Source organism: Agrobacterium tumefaciens (assembly GCF_017726655.1).
GTDB lineage: Bacteria > Pseudomonadota > Alphaproteobacteria > Rhizobiales > Rhizobiaceae > Agrobacterium > Agrobacterium tumefaciens_B.
In genome coordinates this window covers 1,817,095-1,832,065 of the sequence record NZ_CP072309.1, presented here as the reverse complement: position 1 = coordinate 1,832,065, position 14,971 = coordinate 1,817,095, and the positions used below count along the sequence as shown (strand labels likewise).

The window sequence follows — 14,971 nt, the reverse complement described above, 5'->3', positions numbered from 1 at the left end:
CTGCTAATACGTATTAGCAGCTAATGCGTATTAGCACCATCTCCGCGTAGGGAGTCAAGCGATAAAGTGCATTCGCTGAAAGGGTCGCAGATTATCGCAAGCCTGCGCTGTAATGGCAAAACGCGGCAGAAACGGCAATGTCAGCTGTAAAAAACAGCGGTCGGCCCGAATTTACGGATTCGAGGGCGCTTTTTCGCCCGCAAGCTTCTTCTCAAGCAACCAAGTCCACATCGCCTCGTCGTTCAGCACCTTTCCCTCGACCGCCTGATGGTCAGTGTCCTCAAGCACGGTGAGCCGAACATAGCGCTTCAGCTCCTTAAGACGTTGCACGAGCACCACTGTATCGGACAGCGGGATCACCTCGTCATCTGCGCCATGAAAGGCCCAGAAAGCCGCCTTCTCGTTCGTTCGATTGAGGTAGTGCCGAATGCCGTCGCCGGCAATCGGAACCACCGCGGCGAATGTTTGAGGAAACTGCTCTGCCATGGACCATGCGCCGAACCCTCCCCGGCTATAGCCGATCAGATAGATGCGCTCCCGGTCCACCCGGTGGTTGGCCACCACCGCCTCAAGAACACTGGCGACACGCTCGATCGGGTAAAGTAGTTCCTCGCTCGGATTTTGGGGTGAAAACACCAGGAAGGGAAAGTCACGCCCCTCCTCTATCATTTTCGGCAAGCCGCTCGACCGTAGCTTTTCGACGTCGCTGCCGCCCTGATCGCCGCCATGCAGCCAGACGACAAGAGGATAGGTCTTGTTCGAGCCGGCGTAATCCTTGGGCGTATAAAGCAGGTAGTTGAGGTCAGAAGCGATGGTAACATCGGATTTCATCGCTTTCTGTTCGGCCTGTGCAAATGTCGAGGCAGTGATTGCGGCCAGAGCGATCAGGCAGAATTTAAGTCGTCTCATGATTTTTTCCTCCCAGTGAATAAGCCTCTTCCGGGGTAATGACCGTCAAACCTGATCGGGTTCAACGCTCCCGGAAAAAGCAGGAAAAGCGCCTCGAAAAACATGAAATATCTCTTTATTTCAAACCAATGAGACAACTGCCTCATCTGATTTCCGGCGATGCGCCGACAGCATATCCGCTTCCGCTGCTGAGGCAACATTCGCGGAAGAGACTTGAGAAATCGAGCTGTCAGGTGATGGCGCCAACCGGACTTGTGCAGCAAGGCCTTTACGTTCAGCATTTGTTCTGGCTTGCTGTTTGAGTCTTTGCTAATCATTGCGGCACGAAGGCGAAATGGCCGCGCGGGCTCAGTCGCCCGCCGTTTTCGGGCAGGCAACTTCGCCTAGAACAGATATCGAGGATTAGTGCAGGATGGCGGTTGCCTATCTGGAAAAACTGAACGAGCAGCAACGCAAGGCCGTGGAACATGGGGTTGGACTGGTGGATGGACATGTCGCCGGTCCGCTTTTGATCATCGCCGGCGCCGGTTCGGGCAAGACCAATACGCTGGCTCACCGTGTTGCGCATCTGATCGTGAATGGCGCCGATCCCCGCCGCATCCTGCTGATGACGTTCTCAAGGCGCGCAGCCTCCGAGATGGCGCGCCGTGTCGAACGGATATGCAAGCAGGTCCTCGGGGCAAATTCGGCAATCATGACAGATGCATTGGCCTGGTCCGGCACGTTTCACGGCATTGGTGCACGGCTGTTGCGCATCTATGCCGAGCAAATCGGGCTCAACATCGATTTCACCATCCACGACCGCGAAGACAGCGCCGACCTGATGAATCTTGCCCGGCACGAGCTGGGTTTCTCGAAAACCGAAAGCCGCTTTCCGACAAAGGGCACCTGTCTTGCGATCTATTCGCGCGTCGTGAATTCCCAGACACCACTCAAGGACATCTTGCGCCAGCATTATCCCTGGGTTGCCAACTGGGAAAGCGAACTCAGGGAACTGTTCGCGGCCTATGTCGAGGCCAAACAGGTCCAGAACGTGCTCGATTACGACGATCTTCTGCTCTACTGGTCCCAGATGGTCAGCGACCCCGTTCTGGCTGATGATATAGGCAACCGCTTCGACCATGTGATGGTCGATGAATATCAGGATACCAACCGGCTGCAGGCTTCGGTGCTGATGGCGCTGAAGCCCGGTGGCCGCGGCTTGACCGTGGTGGGCGACGATGCGCAGTCGATTTATTCTTTCCGCGCAGCGACCGTTCGCAACATCCTCGATTTCCCGGCTTCCTTCAGCCCGGCGGCCGATATCATCACGCTGGACCGCAACTATCGCTCCACGCAGCCGATCCTTGCCGCCGCCAACGGCGTCATTGATCTCGCGCGCGAGCGCTTCACCAAGAACCTCTGGACCGAGCGGGTATCGCTTGAGCGCCCAAGGCTCGTAACGGTGAAGGATGAAACCGAGCAGGCGAACTTCATCATCGACCAGATCCTCGCCAATCGCGAGAGCGGCATGACGCTGAAACAGCAGGCCGTGCTGTTCCGCACCTCCAGCCATAGTGGTCCGCTCGAGGTGGAACTGACCCGCCGCAACATCCCCTTCGTCAAATTCGGCGGCCTGAAATTCCTGGACAGCGCCCACGTGAAAGATATGCTGGCCGCGCTGCGTTTCGCACAGAACCCGCGCGACCGCGTCGCCGGTTTCCGGCTGCTGCAGATGCTGCCAGGCATCGGACCGAAGAAGGCTGGCAACATTCTCGATGCGATTGCGACAGACCCAGAGCCGCTGCTTGCCCTCGCCGAAATTCCGTCGCCGCCGAAGACCGGCGATGACTGGGCAGCCTTTACACAAATGCTTGTAGGCCTGCGGCAGGCGCCAAATGACTGGCCGGGCCAGATCGGGCAGGCTCGGCTGTGGTACGAGCCGCATCTGGAACGCCTGCATGAGGATGCGGACACCCGCAAGGCCGATCTGCTGCAGCTAGAGCAGATCGCCGGCGGCTACCCATCGCGCGAGCGCTTTCTGACTGAACTGACGCTCGATCCGCCGGACGCCACCAGCGATCAGGCCGGCGTGCCGCTGCTTGACGAGGATTATCTGAGCCTCTCGACCATCCATTCCGCCAAAGGTCAAGAGTGGCGCTCCGTCTTCATCCTCAATGTGGTCGACGGCTGCATCCCCTCCGACCTCGGTGTCGGCACCACCCAGGAACTGGAGGAGGAACGCCGGCTGCTCTACGTCGCCATGACCCGCGCCAAGGACAGCCTGTCGCTGATCACGCCCCAACGCTTCTTCACAGGCGGGCAGAGTCAGCAGGGTGACCGGCATGTTTACGCCGCCAGGACACGTTTCATACCGGCGACATTGCTGCAGTTTTTTGAGACGATGACCTGGCCACTGGTTTCAGCCGCCGCTTCCGAACGCAGCGCGCAGCAGATCCGAATTGATGTGGGTGCGCGGATGAGGGCGATGTGGAAGTAGGACTGGTTTTTTTTCGGCAATATCCACCTCTGCGCGGCGCCGATCGACGGGACGGCTATTAAACAAAGATTCGTTTCCTCTCGGCAGTCCGCCTCGATAGTACTCTTGGGGCGCTGAAACAGCTGACGAAGCCGAGGAGCGATCAGGCCGCGCCTCGGATCTGGATTCAGCGAACTTCTTGTGACAGCAGATCACTCGCTATACGTGAAAAACACGCCACGACCAACAGGCTGTCTTCGTGTTGTTCGTCGGCCCTCTGCTCAAGAACGACAAGGGCGAGCCAATTCAGCCGGGCGATCCACTTCTTGATGGCGCATTTAGGCAGGCTCACGAGCGGCGCCGAGCGCCCTCACCCACTAATTTGTCGACGCTCATAACGCTATATCGCGGCTCTTCAGATTTCCGCCACACCAAGGCTGTCACCCGTCAAGAATACGATCGATACCTTGACAAGATCCGGATGGAGTTCGGCCGCCTTTCCCTTGATGAACTCCAAAAACCTGCGACGCGCGGCAAGTTTAAGGAGTGGCGTGACGGCATGGCCGACAAGCCTCGCAGCGCAGACTTCGCATGGATGGTCTTGGTTCGTGTCCTGTCGTTTGCGAAAGACCGGGGAATAATTTCGGTCAACATCGCCGAGAGAGGCGGACGACTGTACCGATCGAAGAGACGCGATCGGACGTGGAGTGACACCGACGTGGCCGCGTTTGAGGCCGTTGCGCCTCCACACATGCGTTTAGCCATTCAGTTGGCCCTGTGGACCGGCCAGCGCAAAGGAGACCTTCTGCGGCTCTCCTGGAACGATTTTGACGGTTCCAATTTGCGGTTCTCTCAGTCCAAAACGAAGGCGCGCGTCTTGGTGCCTATGGGATCACTGGCTAGCGTCCTAAGCACTGAGATAGGCAATGGCACCATCCTTAAAAACAGCCGCGGCGGGGCCTGGACAAGCGATGGCTTCAACACCTCGTGGAGGAAATGTTGTGCGAAGGCTGGCGTCGTTGACCTCACGTTCCATGACCTTCGTGGAACGGCGATCACAAGGATGGCGTTGGCTGGCTGCACCATGCCAGAGATCGCTGCAGTTACGGGCTCGCAGCTGCAGTCATCAACGTCACGTACACGAGCTCTCCAAAGCTCGCTCTGGCCTGATTAGAGAAAAAGCCCAGGCCAACGACGCTCAAGACACCCGCTACTACCGCTGACAATGTGTAGCCTAGATAGATCTTGGCTATCGCCTTTAGTACACCCATCCGCTCGCCCCCCCCTATTGTTTGCACGAGACTGGCATACTCGGCGTGTAAAGCAACGAGAAAATCTCGCTCCGATTGAGTTGCGGCAGGCTCCGAGTTAGGCAATGTATGTCACATTCTACGTCACAAAAAAAATCACGGCTTCAGCGACATCTCATACGCAAAAGGAAATCTAAAGTGGCATTAATCGCCAGATGGATCCGGAATATCGTTGTGGGCTTCGCCATTTATGTGGCCGCCGTGGTGTCGACCGGGGCAGTAATGGCCTATGGCTGCATAAGCCGGATCGATGAGACGCAGGTTTTTGATGCAGCAAAGCGCGCGTATCTGAATAGACTGATTACAACCAAGAAATTAACGGACGACGATTTGCGATACGTTAAATGCGGGCCGCCTCAAACCGTTACCGATTACTTCTACGGTATCCCTATGGGTTCGGAATGGAGTGCATTCTGCGCGTACATAAAAGACGATGTCGTTAACGCATCCGAAGCGTTTCATATCAACGAATGCCAGCGAACTCGCCTTTGGGAACAGGTCGATGAGGGGTTCCCAAAACCACTGCGGGGAATAGGTTATGATCGACTTCTATAGCGGAGGCGCCCTTGGCTCAGCGAGCGGCAGCCATAGATGATGACCTTGGCACGTTTCATCTGCGGACTTTTTGCGGTTGTGGCCATCGTTATTTTCATTGGCCTGCTGACGGTAGATCAGTGGTTTACCATCGGGGAACGAGCGCAAGGTGATCACCCGACACGGACGCAGGCAGAACAAGCCGAGGCTGAAGCTAGGGTGAGCGCAGCGGCCGCGGAAGCCAGCAAGGCCGCCGATGAGACATTGAGGATCATAAATGGCAGCGATGCCGAGATGAAACGGGACCAGACCACGAAGCGTTGAGTGAGCACTAACCGATACTCAACTTTTAGGAGAGATACTCGAATCGCTATCAAGTTTTCAACTATGAAACATGATGGAATTTCGGGAATTGACCAGTAGCCGATTGAGCGGCTGTCTGAAGAGGGTAGAGGGTAAAGCAAATGTCGGTACGTTGGCTTGGGGTCACGGTCTCTGGAGATAAAGCAGTCTTGGTTGACGCAACGGTAACCGACAGACCGGCCCTATAAGGAGCTTCAACAAAAGCGAGGCGCGCATCTTCAGGCCTGTCGTCCAAGCCATTCTCCAGAACAGCAGAGCAGACCATGAGAGCGGTAACGTACGCCTGCGCCTCTGTGCTTCCGGGCCATCTGTGAAGGAGAACCCGCGCGAGGTCGGTGACGGTTTCAAGGGTTTCAAAATTACCCCAATTGATCGTGATCGGCTCTATTCTGAATTCGCTCATGGGGCGGAATAACACCGAAGCGTCAAACTTACAGATGAAATTGATACACAGCCGCGTGAATTCGACACCCTTGAGCAGCAACATCCCGCCCCGGATACGCTTGGGTTGCGGGTGTTGCCCATGTGCTACAGCATTTTTCGGAGAATTGTTATTTAGTTGATACTCAAATTTAGGAGTTCAGACCATGAAAAAGACATTCGCGACCCTGGCTTTTGTTTTGGCAGCGTCCACCGCTATGGCTGCTGACGCGGTCTCTGAAGTACCCGCAGCGCCTGTTGCTGATGTGGCACCAGCATTCAGCTGGACTGGCTTCACCATCGGTGTTCAGGGTGGCTACAACTGGAACAACCAGGACATCGAAATCAGCGGCACCGCAGGTAGCTTCTCGGAGGATTTTGACGGCGGTATCCTCGGCGGCTTCGTTGGTTACAACTATGACTTCGGCAACAGCTGGGTAGTCGGTCTTGAAGCTGATTTCGATAAGAACTGGGCGGACAACACTGCGTTCGACGGCGCACTGACCTACGGTTTCGACTGGCAGGGTTCGGTTCGTGGCCGCGTTGGCTACGCCTTTGACCGCGCTCTCGTGTACGGTACTGCCGGCTGGGCTTATGCTCGCGGCTATGCGGACGTAGCTGGCTTCGGCGAAGAAAAAGAAACCTTCAACGGCTACACCCTCGGCGTTGGCCTGGATTACGCCTTCACGGACAACGTATTCGCCCGTCTGGAATATCGCTACACCGACTTCGGCGACAAGACGTTCGATTTCGGCGGCACAGGTGGCGGCACCATCACCTCTGATATCGATCAGCACGCGATCCGCGTCGGCCTCGGTGTAAAGTTCTGATAGCTATTCGCTATAAGCATGAAAAGCCCGGCCTTAGTGTCGGGCTTTTTGTTTTTACCCCTACCTCGTCATCCTTGGCTAAGACTGATTTTCAACGATGCGATCGACACGCAAAGTCATTTTGTCGACCGCATCCTTCACGGCGCCAATAGCGCACATGATCTGCTCCGTCTGCTCGCGAAGGCCGGATTTGGAGACATAGGTTTCGGCCACATGGAGGCGGTGAGCCGCGAGCTCCTCCCGAGCTAGCGACGCCATCGCTGAGGCCACCGACGCCGCTGCAGACGCCTCCGTCTTTGCCGCGCTGATCTTCGCGTCAACGTATTTCCACAGACCGAAGATAAAGCCGAAAACCAGCACGAAGAAACCGACGGCGCCCATGATCTCGGCGCCAGTCATTGCGAACCTCCTTGCATTGTGATTCAATTAGAGAATCTAATCCGGTGAAATGAATGTTCGAAACGCAACAAGTCGGGCTGCCGTGCCCCAAATGCGCCCATAGGGCTGAGAAAACGATAGCCTGGATAAAGGCTAACGATGATTTTCTTTGCGAGGCGTGCGGCACGCATGTCTCGATGAAGAGCGAGCAACTCTTGGCTGGGATAAAAAAAGCTGAGCAGGGTATCGAGAAGCTCAGAAAGTCTCTCTGCCGCGCGTGAACGCCACGATGCAGGTTTAAGGCACCGTCTCCTCACGGTCCGGGCTTTCACAACCGTCATGGCTTTACCCCGCACAGCTTCTGCAGCTTCTCATTCTCAGTAAGGATTTGCCGCTTCGATTGCGGCGTCATCTGGTCATCGACAGAAGGACGCGCCGGGCGCGCGATGTCGCAGTAGTTACCGCTTGTCGCGCATCCACTTGCTAAGAGCGTCATCAACGCCAGCGTCATCCAAATTCCTGATTTCATTTTCGACATCCTCGGCCTTCTTGGTGGCCTTGGCATTTGCTGCGGCCTGTTCGTCTTTTGCCGCGGAGCGCCCTGCCCTCTGGCCATACAAAAAGACGCCCGCGAGGATCGCGAGCGCCGTACCGATTGCGGCTAGGTAGCCTTTGAGTTTTGCCCACAAGAGGATCAAACCACCACCTCCTTGCCGCGCCAGCTATTCCATCTGCGAGCGACGACATCGCGATGCGGTAAGCGACATAGGCAACAGCAACCACAGCGACGCCAGCGACGATCCACCCCCAAGGGAGGCCAGCCACGAAAGCAAGCAAGCCTGAGCTTGCGGCTGAGCCTAGCCGCGATCCGTCAGGCCGCCGAACGTTACGAACTCGCCATTGACCCAGACCTCGGCCAGGCCGCGCACCGGCAGGTCCGACAGCGCGATAACCTGCGTCAGATAGGCGTTCGGCGTATCCCCGTCCTGCCCCCACGTGTTGACGAACACGAGAGAGCCAGCGGTAGCGATGCGACCCAGGATGAAGGAGCGCGGAACATCGCCGCCGCCTTGCAGCGTGCCGTTGACAGAGAACGTCTGGTCTTTCGGATGGCCTGCAAGAGACTGCGCTAGAAGGCTATTGACGTTCTGGACCGAGAGGTTAGCGACGAGCGGAATGTCATCGATCTGCACCAGCGTTCCCGAACCGTACCAGTCACGCGTGACCGGCAAACCTGTGTCCGGATGCACGATGGCCGCAGACACGTTTCCGACGTCAGACCACATGCCATCGGTGACCGGCGCACCAGTCGCTCGATCGCGCGCAACAAACCAGAGGAAGTCGCGCGCCACCAGCTGCCGCGCCTCAAGCGCAGCAAGGTTTTCTGCTGAGATGTTTCTCATTGATTTCTCGTGGGGATCTGGCACCAAAAAGCCACCTCAGGTGGCCTAGACACAGACTTAGAGTTGAGCATAATCCCGCTACTGCTGGGGGATTTCATTTCGCAATAGCGCCCGAGCCTTATACGTGCCATGAATTCAGCAAGTGCGATGGGAACCGCGCAGTGGTGATTGAAAAGTCTGTCTTGGATTTTGAGACTAGGTTTATGGCGGTGTCGCTTACCACGTTCGCAGCGGCATTTTTCGGGGCATGGGTTGCTCCGCTTTTTCTCGCGAAGAAGGTGGTCGATTTCGCTGCTGCTGACTATTGGCTGATATGGCCCGTCAATCTGTACTACATTAGCCAGATCGAAGCCCACTTTGGCAGTCTCAATGGATGGGATACCTTTTTACTTTCCAACTACATCGCAAGTTTCCTGATGATTTGCAGATTCATCGCCTTGCTTGTATTGGAGTTGAACAGACCCAAACACACGTTTAACTGGGGAATTTCCGGCGTCTACGCGATGATTTTCCCACTGATGCTTATTGGCTTACTTCTTCCATTCGGCGATGGACACAGCAGGCGCGGCCTCACGTTTTATGACAGTCCGTTTGGCAACTCGTCGACGTCTACCCTTCTCGTCGCATTCTTCTATTTGAGCATCACCGATCCGCTCGTGAAGTTTACAAGCTGGATCAAGTTCATTGTGGTCAGCAGGCGAGAGTCGGAGATTTCATGAAGTACTTACTTATCACACTATCGGCCGCGTGCCTGACTGCCTGCCAACAAGGACCGATCGTGAAGTCAGAACCATTTGACTGGAAAAAAGCAGTCAACAGAAACGCCGAACGCTCTTGCCGTGACAAGAAGGGCACCGAGCAGTACGCGAAGTGCTTTGATCGTGAAGTTGCGAAGGGCACGCGTGAATCGAAGATGATGGCCGCACATTTGGGCGTAAAGCTTCAATGACTACCGGAGATTCCGTCGCTCTTGTGTGGGCGATTAATAAAGCGTTATTGACTGTCCCTGCCGATAAAGCCATATCACCTTGAGAGGCAGAGCAGACAGGATCCGCATAGTGCAACTAGAAGCATTAACGATACCAGGCTTGAAAAAGATAACTCCGGCTCGTTTCGGCGATAGCAGGGGTTACTTCAGCGAAGTTTTCAAGAGGGAATGGTTTCGCGAAAATATAGCGGATGTGGAATTCGTGCAGGATAATGAATCCCTGTCCGCACAGGCCGGGACCGTACGCGGACTTCATTTTCAGACAGCGCCTTTTGCGCAGGGCAAGCTCGTTCGCTGCATTCGTGGCCGGCTACTGGATGTTGCGGTGGATATCAGAACGGGATCGCCTACCTTCGGGCAATGGGCGGCTGTCGAGCTCTCACCAGAAAATGGCGAACAGCTATGGGTTCCAGCGGGATTTGCCCACGGTTTCATGACGCTCGTTGACGACACGGTCATCTCATACAAAATGACGGCGCCCTATAGTGCCGCCAATGACCGCGGCGTTAAATGGGATGATCCGGCCATCGGTATCAATTGGCCGAAGCTTGAGGGCTACGTCCTCTCCGAGAAGGACGGCAAGCAACCGCTTCTGTCGGAATTGCCTGAATATTTTACTTACCAAAACACTGGAAACTGATGATGCGCGTTCTAGTTACCGGCGGCGCCGGATTTATCGGCTCGGCCCTCGTACGTTATCTCGTGAGCGAGATCGGCGCGGATGTTCTCACCGTCGACAAACTGACATATGCAGGAAATCTGGCGTCCCTCAAGCCAATCGAAAATGCACCCAATCACCGCTTCCTTCAGGCCGACATATGTGACCGGGTTGCGATGAATGACGCATTCACGACATTCCAGCCGGATTACGTGATGCATCTGGCCGCCGAAAGCCATGTCGACCGTTCCATCACCGGCGCAGCTGATTTCATCCAGACCAACATCAACGGCACTTTCACGATGCTGGAGGCGGCGCGGCAATATTGGAGTGGCCTTGAGGGCGAGGCCAAGGTGAATTTCCGCATGCTTCATGTATCAACCGATGAGGTTTATGGCTCGCTCGGGGATCAGGGTCTTTTCGAAGAAACAACCCCTTACGATCCTTCATCGCCATACTCCGCCTCGAAAGCCGCAAGCGATCATCTCGCCACAGCCTGGCAGCGCACCTATGGCCTTCCGGTTGTCATTTCCAACTGCTCCAACAATTATGGACCATTCCATTTCCCGGAAAAGCTCATTCCACTGATCATTCTCAACGCTTTGGATGGCAAACCGCTACCAGTCTATGGAAACGGCGCGAACATCCGAGACTGGCTTTATGTGGAAGACCATGCCCGCGCCCTGTGGCTCATCGTTCAAAAGGGTCTTGTCGGCGAGAAGTACAATGTGGGCGGCAGAAACGAGCAGAAGAATATCGATGTGGTGAACTGCATCTGCTCCATTCTCGACGAACTGCGCCCTCAATCCAAACCCTATGCCGACCTCATCAAATACGTCACCGATCGTCCTGGTCACGATGCGCGCTACGCCATTGATGCAACGAAACTGGAAACCGAGCTCGGCTGGAAAGCACAGGAAAACTTTGCAACTGGCATCCGCAAGACCGTGCAATGGTACCTCGACAATGAATGGTGGTGGCAGCCGCTTCGCGAGGGTGTTTATGCCGGAGAGCGCCTTGGCGTTCTGACCAAGGGCTGAACGAATGCGGCTGGCAGTTACGGGCAAAAATGGTCAGGTCGTCAGCGCCCTTCAGGCACTGGCGAGCGCCGAACTGGAGATCGTGGCTCTCGGTCGGCCGGAACTCGACCTTGCGCAGCCTCAAACTGTTTTGAAGGCCCTGCGAGAGATAAAGCCCGATGCTGTGGTATCGGCTGCTGCCTACACCGCTGTCGACAAGGCAGAAAGCGAACCGGACGTCGCTTTTGCCGTTAATCGGGACGGAGCTAGGGCCGTCGCGCAGGCGGCAAGTGAACTTGGTATTCCCGTCATTCATCTTTCTACGGATTATGTTTTCGATGGCACCAAGGCAACGCCCTATGTCGAAAGCGATCCGACAGGCCCCACTTCCATCTACGGCCGCTCGAAGTTCGAAGGCGAACAGGCCGTTTCGGAGGCTACTGGCAATTACGCCATTCTGAGAACCGCATGGGTCTATTCGGAGTACGGCAACAACTTTGTAAAAACCATGCTCCGGCTGAGCGAGAGCCGCGAGGAGATCAATGTGGTCTCGGACCAGTTCGGATGCCCAACCTCGGCCAACGATATCGCCACCGCTATCGTAGCAATCGCAAGGAAACTCCTGGACGATTCCTCGATCCGTCTCCGTGGAGTTTTTCATCTTTCCGGGACCGGGGAAACGAACTGGGCGAATTTCGCGAAACAGATATTCGTATTCGCTGAAGAACACGGCGGGAAGTCGATGATCGTCAACGACATCACCACTGCACAATACCCTACCCCGGCCCGGCGTCCGGCAAACTCCCGGCTTGATTGCAGCAAGCTGGAAGAGGTTTACGGTATAAAGCTGCCGAGCTGGCAAACATCAACGCGCGCGGTGGTCACCGCTCTTGCGCAGAGCAAAAAGGAAATGCCATGAAGGGTATCATTCTGGCCGGAGGCAGTGGCACGCGCCTGCATCCGATGACATTGGCGGTCTCGAAGCAGATCCTGCCGGTCTACGACAAGCCGATGATCTATTATCCGTTGACCACGCTGATGCTGGCCGGCATCCGCGAAATTCTCATTATCTCTACTCCCCATGACATGCCGCTTTTTCAGTCTCTTCTGGGCGATGGCGCGAAATGGGGTCTTTCCATTGAATATGCGGTTCAACCCAGCCCGGACGGGCTCGCGCAGGCCTATATGATCGGTGCGGACTTCGTGGCCGGTTCACCATCTTGCCTTATTCTGGGTGACAACATCTATTATGGTCACGGATTGCCGGAGCTTCTGCAGGCTGGTACAAGCGTTAGCGACGGTGCTACGGTCTTCGCCTATCATGTGAACGATCCCGAACGTTATGGTGTGGTCGATTTCGATAGCGAAATGCGCGCGCTCTCTATCGAGGAAAAGCCGGCAAAACCCAAATCCAACTGGGCTGTCACCGGTCTTTATTTTTACGATGCCGATGTCGTCGACATCGCCGCCAATCTCAAACCGTCGCCACGCGGCGAATACGAGATTACGGACGTCAATCGGACCTATCTCGAGCGCGGCAAGCTGAAAGTATCCATCATGGGACGCGGTTACGCCTGGCTTGATACCGGCACACCGGACAGCCTCCTTGAGGCGGGCGAGTTTGTGCGGACGCTTGAGAAGCGGCAGGGCTTCAAGATTGCATGTCCGGAAGAGATTGCTCTGAGCAAGGGCTTTATCACCAGATCCGAATTCTCAGCACTCGCAGAAAATGCCGGCAAAGGTGATTATGGCGTATATCTAAGGAGACTTGCCTCCTGGTAAGCGCGGTAGAATATTTCTCCGCTTCGAGCTGAACACAACCGCATTCACACCTCCGCGACAGCAACTCATCAAAGGTTGCAAAGTGAGGCAGAATCGTGCGCCTGGTCTCTGGAGTCAAAATGGCTAGTTTGTCACTCTCGGACGTAACAGTGGTCTCTGTTTGCTACAAGAGTGATGCGCTCATAGCGGACATGATCGCGACGGTGCCCGAGGAAACACCAATAGTACTCGTCGACAACGGAAAAACTAATAGTTTTGCGAACCTCCCTGACGGCAGAAAAATCAGGATTGTTCAGTTGGAGGACAATCAGGGCTTCGGTCGCGGCTGCAATGCAGGCGCGGCGGTGGCGCAGACACTTTGGATCCTGTTTTTAAACCCTGACGCCCGATTGACCGCAGGCGCGATTGAAGCCTTGCTGGACGCCATTGATCGTCACCCGTCGGGCGTTGCATTTAATCCACGAATTTCCAACTCGGACGGAAGTGAATATTTCAAGCGGCGGTCCTGGTTATTACCACGCCGCCGCTACATGAAAAAGGGCTGGCCCGCAGTCGATACAGTCGTTCCCGTTTTGAGCGGGGCCGCTTTTTTTGTTTCAAGACAAAAATTTGACGCGGTCGACGGCTTTGATCCAGCTATCTTTCTTTATCACGAAGATGATGACTTATCGTTGCGCCTTGCAAAATTAGGGCAACTCATATTTGCACGCGATGCCCTTGTTTCCCATGCGGCTGGGCACTCGTCGGGCCGATCTCCAGAAATCGCTCGGCTCAAGGCGTTTCATATGGCGCAATCGAGAATTTATACCGGTATCAAGCACCGGCGGCCGCTTCCAAGACTTTCGACTTTCGTTCAAGCCTTCGCGCTGATCATGTCGCCCAGCGCTTTATTCTCAGCGCGCCGGCGGGCCAAGGCCGCCGGATTTCTCAAGGGCGCAGTCGAATCTATCAAACATCAATTATGAAGCGAACGAGCGCGTAATAGCGATCCTATTCGTGTTCCTTCAACCATGACCAGACGCCGGCAATCCCCTCTCTCAAACCTATCTTCGGCTCCCAGTCAAAATCCATCTTTGCCCGCTCTATGTCGAGAACGGATACCGGAACGTCGAGGCTTCGATGAGGCTTATAGACTATTGGAATGGGATTACCCGTAATCTCCTGTACGATTTCCGCTATGTGGAGGACGGAAGTCCCAGTTCCGCTACCCCCGTTGTAGACGCCGACCCTGTCACTGAGAAGCGCGGTGACGCATAGGCTGCTAAGGTCTTTAACGTGAATATAGTCGCGAATCGTGGAGCCATCTCCCCATATTTCGATGGGCTGGTGCTTAAGGGCAAGGTTGAGATATGTGCCTATTATGCCTTGGACGCCCAGGTTACCCTGATAGAGACCGTAAGGATTGGAGGCTCGGATCACAACAGGCCGTATACCGGCCTTGATCTCATAGAGTTTAAGATAGGACTCTATCGCAACCTTCACTACGCCATACGAACATATCGGATCGAGTATATGTCCCTCCGGAATCGGGACCTCCTGCGGCTTACCGTAGACAGTCCCACCCGACGATAGGTAGAGAATGCGGGTTACATTGCATGCTGCCATATCCTCGAGGAGGCTCAGGGTTCCGAGAAGATTAAGCTCAACATCCTTGCCAGGGTCCTTATCGCCCGTGGACGGCACCGTCCCACTGGCAAGATGCGCCACGGCGCCGACATCCACCAGAAGCTCGCGCATCAGCTGGCTATCAGCCAATTCTCCCGAAACATATTGCACTCCAAAAGGTAGTTGGCGGCTAGGACGTTGACTTCTCCCCAACACCACCACCTCATGTCCGGCAGCGATCAAATCTTCGACTAGATGGCAGCCAATAAAGCCGCCCCCTCCAAGAACCAATATTTTCATTAAACACCGTTACC

19 protein-coding genes are annotated in these 14,971 nt (G+C 55.4%); 13 read left to right on the top strand and 6 right to left on the bottom strand.

Annotation, left to right across the window (positions count from 1 at the left end):
- Nucleotides 1–171: 171 nt before the first annotated feature.
- A complete protein-coding gene (locus AT6N2_RS22650) occupies nt 172–909 on the bottom strand; it encodes a prolyl oligopeptidase family serine peptidase (protein WP_209091550.1) in 738 nt (245 codons plus the stop codon).
- Between the two features lie 38 nt (nt 910–947).
- Between AT6N2_RS22650 and AT6N2_RS22645 the strand changes: the two genes are divergently transcribed.
- The 5 genes from AT6N2_RS22645 to AT6N2_RS22625 all read left to right on the top strand — a co-directional run bounded on the left by AT6N2_RS22645 (nt 948) and on the right by AT6N2_RS22625 (nt 5,535).
- Nucleotides 948–1,211 carry a hypothetical protein gene (locus tag AT6N2_RS22645; RefSeq protein WP_209091548.1) on the top strand — a complete coding sequence of 88 codons (264 nt, stop codon included), beginning with the start codon at nt 948–950 and terminating at the stop codon, nt 1,209–1,211.
- 110 nt (nt 1,212–1,321) lie between these two features.
- The gene (locus tag AT6N2_RS22640) at nt 1,322–3,388 is read left to right on the top strand and encodes an ATP-dependent helicase (RefSeq protein WP_209091546.1); all 2,067 of its coding nucleotides are present in this window, start codon (nt 1,322–1,324) and stop codon (nt 3,386–3,388) included.
- 238 nt (nt 3,389–3,626) lie between these two features.
- Nucleotides 3,627–4,541 carry a tyrosine-type recombinase/integrase gene (locus AT6N2_RS22635; protein WP_209091544.1) on the top strand — a complete coding sequence of 305 codons (915 nt, stop codon included), beginning with the start codon at nt 3,627–3,629 and terminating at the stop codon, nt 4,539–4,541.
- Nucleotides 4,542–4,815: 274 nt separating this feature from the next.
- Nucleotides 4,816–5,232 carry a hypothetical protein gene (locus AT6N2_RS22630; protein ID WP_209091543.1) on the top strand — a complete coding sequence of 139 codons (417 nt, stop codon included), beginning with the start codon at nt 4,816–4,818 and terminating at the stop codon, nt 5,230–5,232.
- A 45-nt stretch (nt 5,233–5,277) separates the two neighbouring features.
- Nucleotides 5,278–5,535 carry a hypothetical protein gene (locus AT6N2_RS22625; protein WP_209091542.1) on the top strand — a complete coding sequence of 86 codons (258 nt, stop codon included), beginning with the start codon at nt 5,278–5,280 and terminating at the stop codon, nt 5,533–5,535.
- Nucleotides 5,536–5,596: 61 nt separating this feature from the next.
- On the opposite strand, the gene AT6N2_RS24295 is transcribed toward AT6N2_RS22625, so the two are convergent.
- Nucleotides 5,597–6,061, bottom strand: a complete 465-nt coding sequence (locus AT6N2_RS24295) for a DUF982 domain-containing protein (RefSeq protein ID WP_233282575.1) — start codon at nt 6,059–6,061, stop codon at nt 5,597–5,599.
- A gap of 100 nt (nt 6,062–6,161) precedes the next feature.
- Here AT6N2_RS24295 and AT6N2_RS22615 point away from each other — a divergent pair, with 100 nt between their 5' ends.
- The gene (locus AT6N2_RS22615) at nt 6,162–6,824 is read left to right on the top strand and encodes an outer membrane protein (protein WP_153776276.1); all 663 of its coding nucleotides are present in this window, start codon (nt 6,162–6,164) and stop codon (nt 6,822–6,824) included.
- 78 nt (nt 6,825–6,902) lie between these two features.
- Here AT6N2_RS22615 and AT6N2_RS22610 read toward each other — a convergent pair whose 3' ends face one another.
- The 3 genes from AT6N2_RS22610 to AT6N2_RS24290 form a co-directional block, all read right to left on the bottom strand.
- Nucleotides 6,903–7,223: a hypothetical protein gene (locus AT6N2_RS22610; RefSeq protein ID WP_209091541.1), complete on the bottom strand. Its 321-nt coding sequence runs from the start codon at nt 7,221–7,223 to the stop codon at nt 6,903–6,905.
- 437 nt (nt 7,224–7,660) lie between these two features.
- A complete protein-coding gene (locus AT6N2_RS22605) occupies nt 7,661–7,891 on the bottom strand; it encodes a hypothetical protein (RefSeq protein ID WP_233282574.1) in 231 nt (76 codons plus the stop codon).
- 168 nt (nt 7,892–8,059) lie between these two features.
- Nucleotides 8,060–8,605, bottom strand: a complete 546-nt coding sequence (locus tag AT6N2_RS24290; protein ID WP_233282573.1) for a hypothetical protein — start codon at nt 8,603–8,605, stop codon at nt 8,060–8,062.
- 161 nt (nt 8,606–8,766) lie between these two features.
- On the opposite strand from AT6N2_RS24290, the gene AT6N2_RS22590 reads away from it, so the two are divergent.
- The 7 genes from AT6N2_RS22590 (at nt 8,767) to AT6N2_RS22560 (ending at nt 14,017) form a co-directional block, all read left to right on the top strand.
- Nucleotides 8,767–9,324: a hypothetical protein gene (locus tag AT6N2_RS22590; protein WP_209091539.1), complete on the top strand. Its 558-nt coding sequence runs from the start codon at nt 8,767–8,769 to the stop codon at nt 9,322–9,324.
- On the top strand, nt 9,321–9,554 hold the full coding sequence (locus AT6N2_RS22585; protein WP_209091538.1) for a hypothetical protein: 234 nt from the start codon (nt 9,321–9,323) through the stop codon (nt 9,552–9,554). Before AT6N2_RS22590 ends, AT6N2_RS22585 begins: the two co-directional genes overlap by 4 nt.
- A gap of 109 nt (nt 9,555–9,663) precedes the next feature.
- Nucleotides 9,664–10,233 (top strand): dTDP-4-dehydrorhamnose 3,5-epimerase, encoded by a 570-nt coding sequence (gene rfbC, locus AT6N2_RS22580; protein ID WP_209091965.1) that lies wholly within the window; start codon nt 9,664–9,666, stop codon nt 10,231–10,233.
- A gap of 2 nt (nt 10,234–10,235) precedes the next feature.
- Nucleotides 10,236–11,291: a dTDP-glucose 4,6-dehydratase gene (gene rfbB, locus AT6N2_RS22575; protein WP_174151414.1), complete on the top strand. Its 1,056-nt coding sequence runs from the start codon at nt 10,236–10,238 to the stop codon at nt 11,289–11,291.
- A 4-nt stretch (nt 11,292–11,295) separates the two neighbouring features.
- The gene (gene rfbD / locus AT6N2_RS22570) at nt 11,296–12,189 is read left to right on the top strand and encodes a dTDP-4-dehydrorhamnose reductase (RefSeq protein WP_209091537.1); all 894 of its coding nucleotides are present in this window, start codon (nt 11,296–11,298) and stop codon (nt 12,187–12,189) included.
- The gene (rfbA, locus tag AT6N2_RS22565; protein WP_113382245.1) at nt 12,186–13,052 is read left to right on the top strand and encodes a glucose-1-phosphate thymidylyltransferase RfbA; all 867 of its coding nucleotides are present in this window, start codon (nt 12,186–12,188) and stop codon (nt 13,050–13,052) included. Before rfbD ends, rfbA begins: the two co-directional genes overlap by 4 nt.
- Before the next feature lie 119 nt (nt 13,053–13,171).
- Complete coding sequence (locus AT6N2_RS22560) at nt 13,172–14,017, top strand: glycosyltransferase family 2 protein (protein ID WP_209091534.1); 846 nt, start codon at nt 13,172–13,174, stop codon at nt 14,015–14,017.
- Between the two features lie 25 nt (nt 14,018–14,042).
- On the opposite strand, the gene AT6N2_RS22555 is transcribed toward AT6N2_RS22560, so the two are convergent.
- Entirely contained in the window at nt 14,043–14,957 is a 915-nt protein-coding gene (locus AT6N2_RS22555; RefSeq protein WP_209091533.1) for an NAD-dependent epimerase/dehydratase family protein, read from the bottom strand.
- Between the last annotated feature and the right edge of the window lie 14 nt (nt 14,958–14,971).